Below are 7,328 nucleotides of genomic sequence, written 5' to 3'. Positions count from 1 at the left end.
AGCCACGTGGTATAGCCAGCAAATACCGCTACCAGCAAGCCACCTTCAATGCGATTGATTCGGCCCTTGCCTCTGAAACCATAGCCCAGAATAAACAACGACAGTGTCAGGCCCGCCATTACGACCCAGTCTCGGGTAAGGACTTCAGGGCTGAATGACATCGGGTGAATGGCGCCGGCAATACCAACAACCGCCAGGGTGTTGAACATGTTCGAGCCGATTACATTGCCCAAAGCCAGGTCATGTTCGTTCTTGCGTACAGCGATAATAGAGGACGCCAGCTCCGGCAGGGAGGTGCCGATTGCCACTACAGTCAAACCAATAATCAGATCACTGACGCCAAGCGCACTGGCAATGTCCACAGCGCCCCACACCAGGACTCTGGAACTCACGATCAGCAATACCAGCCCCAGCAGCAGCCAGAAGATAGCCTTGCCCAGTGTCATGGCTGGCTCGCTTTCCAGTTCATGTTCCATATCGTTGCCGAGGGTGTCGCCTCGCTGGCGTATGCCTTGCATGACTGACCAGCCCATCATGGCAAAGAACACAATCAGCAGTACCACTGCTTCAGCGCGCGTAATCTGTCCATCGAGCAACTGGTAACCCGCGAGAAAAGTGAACACGGTCAGCAGCGGCAGCTCTTTGCGCAAAATCTGGGAATGAACCGCAATAGGGCTGAGCAGGGCGGTCAGGCCCAGAATAAGTGCGATATTGGCAATATTGGAGCCATAGCCGTTCCCCAGTGCCAGGTTAGGGTTACCCTGGACCGAAGCAAAAGCCGAAACGACCATTTCGGGAGCAGAGGTACCAAAACCTATGATTACCATGCCGATGAGTAAAGGTGGCATCCCGGCAAAACGCGCGGTTGCTGCCGCTCCGTCAATAAAACGGTCAGCACTCCACACCAGTAGAGCCAGACCTCCAACCACGGCCAAAATTGGCATTAACATCTGTAACAGAACTCCCTGAATAGTCGAACGGTTTGTGCAATAGCGGCATGATACCCCGCCAAATGGCCCACGTCTTGGTCTGGGTACAGACACCGACAAAAAAAGTAGGGCCAGATGTTGTGCTTTGAAATCAGTCTGCTAGAATGCGCACCTCAATTGATGAGGCGGTCGCCATGACAGCCAAAAACAGCATCAATTGCACAATGCGGTCAGGTGTCCGAGTGGCTGAAGGAGCACGCCTGGAAAGTGTGTATACGGCAACGTATCGAGGGTTCGAATCCCTCCCTGACCGCCATTTCCTTTGAAATCAAAGGGCTATGTCAAATCTAGCTGTTGAAAATCGTTAGGACATGTAAATGTGCCACTTAACGGTGACAGTACGAGGCGACAGCCATGCCAGCACATATTCCGCATACGTATCGCAAACCAACGGGCGTTTACTACTTCCGTTATGTCCTTCCGAAGTCCTTTTTAGAACACTTTCCAGCCATTGGCGCTGACCTTCGATTCTCGCTCAAAACCAAAACACATGCCCAAGCGAAACTGCGTGTATATCAATATGTAAATATTGTCAATAAATCTATTGACTTGTTTATCAAGTGTTACTATAAAATGCAGTTATGTCGATTTCATATATTCAAAAAAGATATATTAAACCTGCATAATATCAATTCAAATAATATAACCATATTTTCAGGAGACGTGCTATGCAACCGGTAGGCCGTAACAAAAAAGGACTTTTACACTATGATGGAACTCATTCGCCACACCCATCCCGACGGTAGTATTACAGCATTTAATTTTCGGCTCACTTGAACGCGATGTTGAAGCGCTGGCATTACTTAAAACCAAAGAGCATTATTTCGCGCATACGTTAATACAACAGGATGATATTTCCTGTTCGTCTCTATTGAACGATTTCATACCCCAAAGCCCCACGTGGTATTTCAGTCCCGTCACTGAGCTTGATAACTATTCCCCAGACCCTGTTCCAGACTTGCCCGATGAAGTGTGGGATCATCTGATTGCATCACAAATAGAATCAAAGCCAGAACCAGACACTCCATTCAGCGCCGATGAAGAGCAGGCTGAACCTGCCCCCCCCCATTTCCCCTGAACAGCCAATAGAATCATTAGTTTCGCCTGAAGCAACGTGCTCAGATGAAACCATTACCATTGAAGCGCTAACAGCCCGTTTTTTGCTGATAATGTCGCGCAGGGCGTGTGCATCGAGGGTGATGCGACCTATAGAAAGTACCGTGGCTATATGAAAAATGTGGTCGAAGCCGTTGGGGCCGATACGTTAGTTCATAAATTGCCAAAAAGTTAGCCGAAGCACAACAACTCAAGGAAAAGGCAGAGGTGGAAGCTAGAGAAGCGGCTGAACTCAAAGAAGAATCTATTAAATTAAAATCGACGCTAGATGACCGAATCCGCCAGATGTCGAAGTATGATGGCTTCATGGGTAAGTTCCTTGGTTTATTTGGTATTACGCAACGGGTTGAGAAGAAGGTTGAAGCCAGACTGAATGATCAACTTTCCAAGCTACGTGCCAAGGTTGATAAGTTGAGTAGACAAACAGGTAAAGAAAAGTCGATGCAACGTCAGCATCGTGTTACAGAAGATGCTCTAAAATCACTTCAGAGGGCACGTTCTGTCACAGTTGAAGACTACCCTCATTTGAAAGAAAGAGATGCACTAGAGAAGCATTTTAGGTATATTCAGAGTCTATTGATAGGTAATATCAGCGGAAGCTGATATATCTAGAGAGGTTCAAACTTAATTAGACAATATGGTACTGCATTCTCGTATTCAGCACTCTATCATTAATTCGAAGAAATCTCCTGATTTTTAGAATCATTAATTTATATGGTTAATGATAGACTTTATATGCTAAATTACAATCACGAACAAGGCACACTAAACAGTTTCAATAAAATTTTTACTAAAAAATAAAAATGATGTTTTTATTTACTATCTTAAAAGGATACCAACCAAAAAATGAAACAAATTTTTGATAATATAATTTCGATATCATTGATATTATTGTTTGTTTTAGGATATTTTCCAATCAATATGATTATTGCTTATATCTATGGTGATAAAATGGATCTGCTTATTTCATTTTTCATCCCTTTTTATGGTCTTTTCTTGATGCTATTTAACTAGGATAATTAAATATAATTAAATCGGCTATTTTTTGTTATTGATAATAATCTCCGAAACAGTAATTGCTAATGTTGAAAATATCGAATCTGATCTAGAATATCAAAGCTATATTGAACTGGTTGAAAGAACTGGTAGAGATCAATCAATAAATTTAATTGTCAGCACGCAATCTGAACATATGAATAAATATGGAAACACTATAGATCAATATACAAGCGTAACACGCATTTTCGGATCTAATCGTGGTGTAATACAATTAGCTGAAATTAATGTTGATAAATTATTTAGTGATCTAATTAATAATAAATCGTCTAGATGGGAAAATATAAATACAAAAAATGAAGTCACTTCACTTCTGAAAGATGATTTTTTAAAAGAAGGTGGTGTTATTTATAAAAAACAAATTAACGCACTCTGCACATACCCTCCAACAAGAGCGGTGATAGATAGCGGTATTGACTATATATTTGAATACCATGACCAAGAAAATAATTATATTAGCGAAATAATCATAAATAAAGAATCATGTTCTAAAATTGCAGAGCAATATTCTGAATATAAATTAAATGTAGAAGAAAGTGAGAGATTACATATTGGCAATTGGATAGTTAGCGACGAACATGAATTCGTAATATATAAAACAAATGGAAAAACTGTACATGGTCATGAATTCGGATTCATAAAGCAAAAGAATTCCTGTGGAACTGACGTTTTGTGGTTGAGCTGGACAACTCAATCAAATGATATTCAGGAGTTTGAAGGAATAACTCCAATATTTCAAATAATAGCATCCAATGAGACATTTAACATAAATCCCTTATACATTGCAACAAGCAATATTATAACCAATTTATCATCTGTTTCATTTACAAATTTTATTGCAAGTGAATTACTTATGGAAGCTTTGATTTCGGAATCTTCTATTAATATAAATATATCTAGCCCAAAAGAATTCCATGACGAATTTGATATAAAGAGTGACTCTTTTGGTTTATCCAACCTGATAGAAGCTAGGGAAGTAGCTTACAATCTCTGTTCAGGTATGAATTAGCATAATTATACATTTAATAATCAGTAACTTGTACTGACAAAAATACTTTTATTATTCAATAATAAGCGGGTGTTTGAAATGCATAATGAAAATAACCTAAAGCAATTGAGTGAGTTGTTATCAAACGATAAGCAAAAACAAAAATTCTCTAATGTTTTTGTTCGGGCATGGAATAATTTCCTGATGTTGGAGGATCTTACCCTTATCGTGCTCAAGGGACATTTACTTGTTGAAGAGCAGGTCAGAGTAATGGTCTATGATCGATTGCTAAAGCCTGAAGAACTTCAAAGGTTCAGCTTCGCGCAGTACTTGAGCTTGGCAAAAGCTATGTATGAACTTCCAGAAGGTGAAACTTGGCTTTGGAATGCGATCGCGAAATTGAATCAGCTTAGAAATGCTATGGCTCACGAGCTAACTCCAGGCGACATTGATAAAAAAATAGATATGTTTTGCTCGGCTGTTCCCCGGAACGAAGAGCAGATGCCAGAACATTCGGTCAAAAATTGCATTAGTACGGTTTGGATTTCATGCACTTATTTCTCCATTTATAAAAACTGAACATAATGATATTTCAGAGAAAGTTCGAAGGCAGAGTACGGTCTAGAATGCTGGGTGGAATTCCTTTTAAGATCTGGAAATATGAGTTTCTTTGAAGAGAGATGGCATAGGGCAGGCCGACCGATAAATCAGCAAGCTTGACTATTCCAAAACCCAGATCTACCATGACGTTTGAAAGTTGCATTTATATCTCGTTTCGATTCATATAAGTCAACAACTTAGTGGTTAATTAGGGCATTCTGATTCGTTTAACTGAATCCCTCCCTGACCGCCATTTCCCATGTTTAAACTCAAGCAAATCAGCATCGTTGAATAAATACAGGGTCTCTTGTTGATTGGCAGCGCCTGTTGGACGGTTCTGAAGAGCCTCGGTGGATTCACCGAGACTTATAATGCTAGCTCCCTCTTCGATCACACGCTGTGGGCCGGATGTTAAAACAGAGGGGATGACCGACCGCGCTCGGAGGTCGGTCCCCAAAATTACATCTGTGACTGCAGGTAGTTCTGCAGGCCAACACGGTTGATTAGCCCCAGCTGCTTTTCGAGCCAGTAGGCATGATCTTCCTCGGTATCGGCCAGTTGCTGACGCAGCATTTCTCGGGTCTGGTAATCCTGTTCCTGTTCACACAGCGCAATGACCTGTTTAAGGTTATGCACGACCTGATATTCGGTGTTCAGGTCATTCTGCAGCATTTCCGGGACGGTTTTGCCGACATGAATGGGCTCGCGTGTTACCAGGTCCGGTGTGCCACCCAGGAACAATATGCGCTCAATCATCAATTTGGCGTGACCCTTTTCATCATCAAACTCGTGCGCGATGCGCTCATAGAGCTTGTTGAACCCCCAGTCGGCATACATTTCCGAATGGATAAAATACTGATCCATGGCGGCCAGTTCGCCGGCCAGTAGCTTGTTCAGTGCGTCAATGACATTTTGCTTGCCTTGCATAATCAATCCTCCTCAATGGCCGATTGCAGGTAGTTCTGAATACCTACTTCGCGGATCAGATGCTGCTGGGTTTCAATCCAGTCCAGGTGTTCCTCTTCTTCTTCCAGAATGTCGACCAGCATCTTGCGGCTGACATAATCACCACCGGCTTCGCACTGGGCGATCACATCACGCAGCAGCGCAATCTGGTCAGTCTCAAGGCTCAGGTCCCCCTGCAGCATCTCTTCGGTATCTTCACCGATGCGTAAGCGCTCCAGGTGCTGCAGGTTGGGTAGCCCTTCCAGAAACAGAATGCGCTCAATCAACCGGTCGGCCTGCTTCATGTCAAGAATCGATTTCTTGTAGGCCTTGTGGTTCAGTCGTTCCAGCCCCCAGTTCCTGAAAATGCGAGCATGCAGGAAATACTGGTTGATGGATGTAAGCTCAAGCGTCAGTACCCTGTTCAGTTGCTGCACCAGCGTATCGTCATGCTTCATCATTGTCCCCCTGAGATCGGATGCCTTTTCTGGCCCCGATGATTTGAATGCGGTTGCACGTTTAAGCTGGTCACCAGTTTAGCAAAGATGTGAATAGGTCTGCCTCTGGTTAAGGCAGTTTGACCCTGCCTCTGTCAGCTGCTATGGTTTGCTTTGTATATACATATGATTGTCAGTCGATAGTCGCTGCAGGCAGCTTTGGGAGGCTTTTAATGAGCGGTAAAAAGAAAAGCAGACCCAAAAACAGCCAGCTGGTTATCCGGATCAATAATGAAGATCGCGATCAGTTTGTCGCGCTTTGTGATGAACTGGATACCAGTGCAGCACGTGAAATTCGACGTTTTATTCGCAGCTTCGTAGCCGAACATGCTTCGCTACAGAAATAGTCTGCTCATTAGATGGAGAGAACGACCATGGCGAACAAAGTAAAGACCAAAGCCGTTAAGAAAGAGATCAAGGCACGCAAGGCCAAAATTGCCAAGCACGAAGGCAAGCTGAAAGGTCTGAAAAAACTGCTCAAGAAAGCCAAGTAATCTCTGGCTTACCAGTAAAAAGCCGGGCCCCGTGAGGGGCTCGGCTTTTTGGTATGTATTAAGGGAGAGAACATCCCTTGTCTTGCCTCTCGCTCTACTGGATAAATAGTGGAACAATGGCTCGAACTTTATTTGCATATGTGAGGGATCATTCAAATGCTGCGTGTACTGGGTAATATTCTCTGGTTCGTGTTGGGTGGTGTGCTGATGGGGTTGGCCTGGTGGCTGGCCGGCTTGCTGGCGTTAATCACCATTGTGGGTATCCCTTGGGCGCGTTCATGCTTCGTAATAGGCAGTTTTGCCTTTTTCCCGTTCGGCAAGGAACCGGTCAACCGTCGCGACTTGACGGGTCGTGACGATATTGGCACTGGGGTTTTGGGGCTGATTGGCAACATCATTTGGTTCATTTTCGCCGGTATATGGCTGGCAATTGGTCATTTAATGTCGGCACTGGCCTGCTTTATCACCATCATTGGCATTCCTTTCGGCATTCAGCACCTCAAACTAGCGATGATTGCGCTGGCTCCGGTGGGGCAGACAGTGGTCCGCAGTGATACTCGTTTCAACACCCCGCTTGAGTAACCAGCCAGTATTCAATACGTTGCGAATATATATTTGTTGTCTCTAATATTTTACGATTGGG

9 protein-coding genes and 1 tRNA gene are annotated in these 7,328 nt (G+C 43.6%); 7 read left to right on the top strand and 3 right to left on the bottom strand.

All coding sequences use genetic code 11. The features are described 5' to 3' along the window. The coding region (locus ACN0UY_RS12685) for a calcium/sodium antiporter (RefSeq protein WP_417667572.1) at positions 1-950 on the bottom strand (950 nt) is incomplete at its 3' end. A 207-nt stretch (positions 951-1,157) separates the two neighbouring features. Between ACN0UY_RS12685 and ACN0UY_RS12680 the strand changes: the two genes are divergently transcribed. The 5 genes from ACN0UY_RS12680 to ACN0UY_RS12660 all read left to right on the top strand — a co-directional run bounded on the left by ACN0UY_RS12680 (position 1,158) and on the right by ACN0UY_RS12660 (position 4,728). Further along, a tRNA-Ser gene (locus ACN0UY_RS12680) sits at positions 1,158-1,245 on the top strand. Positions 1,246-1,343: 98 nt separating this feature from the next. Beyond that, entirely contained in the window at positions 1,344-1,670 is a 327-nt protein-coding gene (locus tag ACN0UY_RS12675; protein WP_417667570.1) for a DUF6538 domain-containing protein, read from the top strand. A 642-nt stretch (positions 1,671-2,312) separates the two neighbouring features. Next, the gene (locus ACN0UY_RS12670; protein WP_417667568.1) at positions 2,313-2,708 is read left to right on the top strand and encodes a hypothetical protein; all 396 of its coding nucleotides are present in this window, start codon (positions 2,313-2,315) and stop codon (positions 2,706-2,708) included. Positions 2,709-3,150: 442 nt separating this feature from the next. Continuing rightward, on the top strand, positions 3,151-4,170 hold the full coding sequence (locus ACN0UY_RS12665; protein ID WP_417667566.1) for a hypothetical protein: 1,020 nt from the start codon (positions 3,151-3,153) through the stop codon (positions 4,168-4,170). A 78-nt stretch (positions 4,171-4,248) separates the two neighbouring features. After that, positions 4,249-4,728, top strand: coding sequence for a hypothetical protein (locus ACN0UY_RS12660; protein WP_417667564.1), 480 nt, complete (start codon positions 4,249-4,251; stop codon positions 4,726-4,728). A gap of 480 nt (positions 4,729-5,208) precedes the next feature. Here the strand turns inward: ACN0UY_RS12660 and bfr (ACN0UY_RS12655) are convergent, their stop codons facing one another. After that, entirely contained in the window at positions 5,209-5,676 is a 468-nt protein-coding gene (gene bfr / locus ACN0UY_RS12655) for a bacterioferritin (RefSeq protein ID WP_091826643.1), read from the bottom strand. Between the two features lie 2 nt (positions 5,677-5,678). Next, positions 5,679-6,152: a bacterioferritin gene (gene bfr / locus ACN0UY_RS12650; RefSeq protein WP_206834902.1), complete on the bottom strand. Its 474-nt coding sequence runs from the start codon at positions 6,150-6,152 to the stop codon at positions 5,679-5,681. 212 nt (positions 6,153-6,364) lie between these two features. On the opposite strand from bfr (ACN0UY_RS12650), the gene ACN0UY_RS12645 reads away from it, so the two are divergent. Both ACN0UY_RS12645 and ACN0UY_RS12640 read left to right on the top strand, forming a co-directional pair. Next, positions 6,365-6,538 (top strand): hypothetical protein, encoded by a 174-nt coding sequence (locus tag ACN0UY_RS12645; RefSeq protein WP_175527641.1) that lies wholly within the window; start codon positions 6,365-6,367, stop codon positions 6,536-6,538. Positions 6,539-6,841: 303 nt separating this feature from the next. Then, positions 6,842-7,267 (top strand): YccF domain-containing protein, encoded by a 426-nt coding sequence (locus tag ACN0UY_RS12640; RefSeq protein ID WP_242529982.1) that lies wholly within the window; start codon positions 6,842-6,844, stop codon positions 7,265-7,267. Positions 7,268-7,328: the final 61 nt, after the last annotated feature.

This window comes from Pseudidiomarina sp. (assembly GCF_048268165.1).
In the GTDB taxonomy this organism is placed as follows: Bacteria; Pseudomonadota; Gammaproteobacteria; order Enterobacterales; family Alteromonadaceae; genus Pseudidiomarina.
Note: the sequence above shows the minus strand (reverse complement) of the source record. Positions and strands in the feature narration are given on the sequence as shown.

What these genes read in the sequence shown, in the direction of transcription:
- bfr (WP_091826643.1), bottom strand. Translation starts at nt 5,676, where the DNA reads ATGCAAGGCAAGCAAAATGTCATTGACGCACTGAACAAGCTACTGGCC.
- ACN0UY_RS12660 (WP_417667564.1), top strand. Translation starts at nt 4,249, where the DNA reads ATGCATAATGAAAATAACCTAAAGCAATTGAGTGAGTTGTTATCAAAC.
- ACN0UY_RS12645 (WP_175527641.1), top strand. Translation starts at nt 6,365, where the DNA reads ATGAGCGGTAAAAAGAAAAGCAGACCCAAAAACAGCCAGCTGGTTATC.
- ACN0UY_RS12675 (WP_417667570.1), top strand. Translation starts at nt 1,344, where the DNA reads ATGCCAGCACATATTCCGCATACGTATCGCAAACCAACGGGCGTTTAC.
- bfr (WP_206834902.1), bottom strand. Translation starts at nt 6,152, where the DNA reads ATGAAGCATGACGATACGCTGGTGCAGCAACTGAACAGGGTACTGACG.
- ACN0UY_RS12640 (WP_242529982.1), top strand. Translation starts at nt 6,842, where the DNA reads ATGCTGCGTGTACTGGGTAATATTCTCTGGTTCGTGTTGGGTGGTGTG.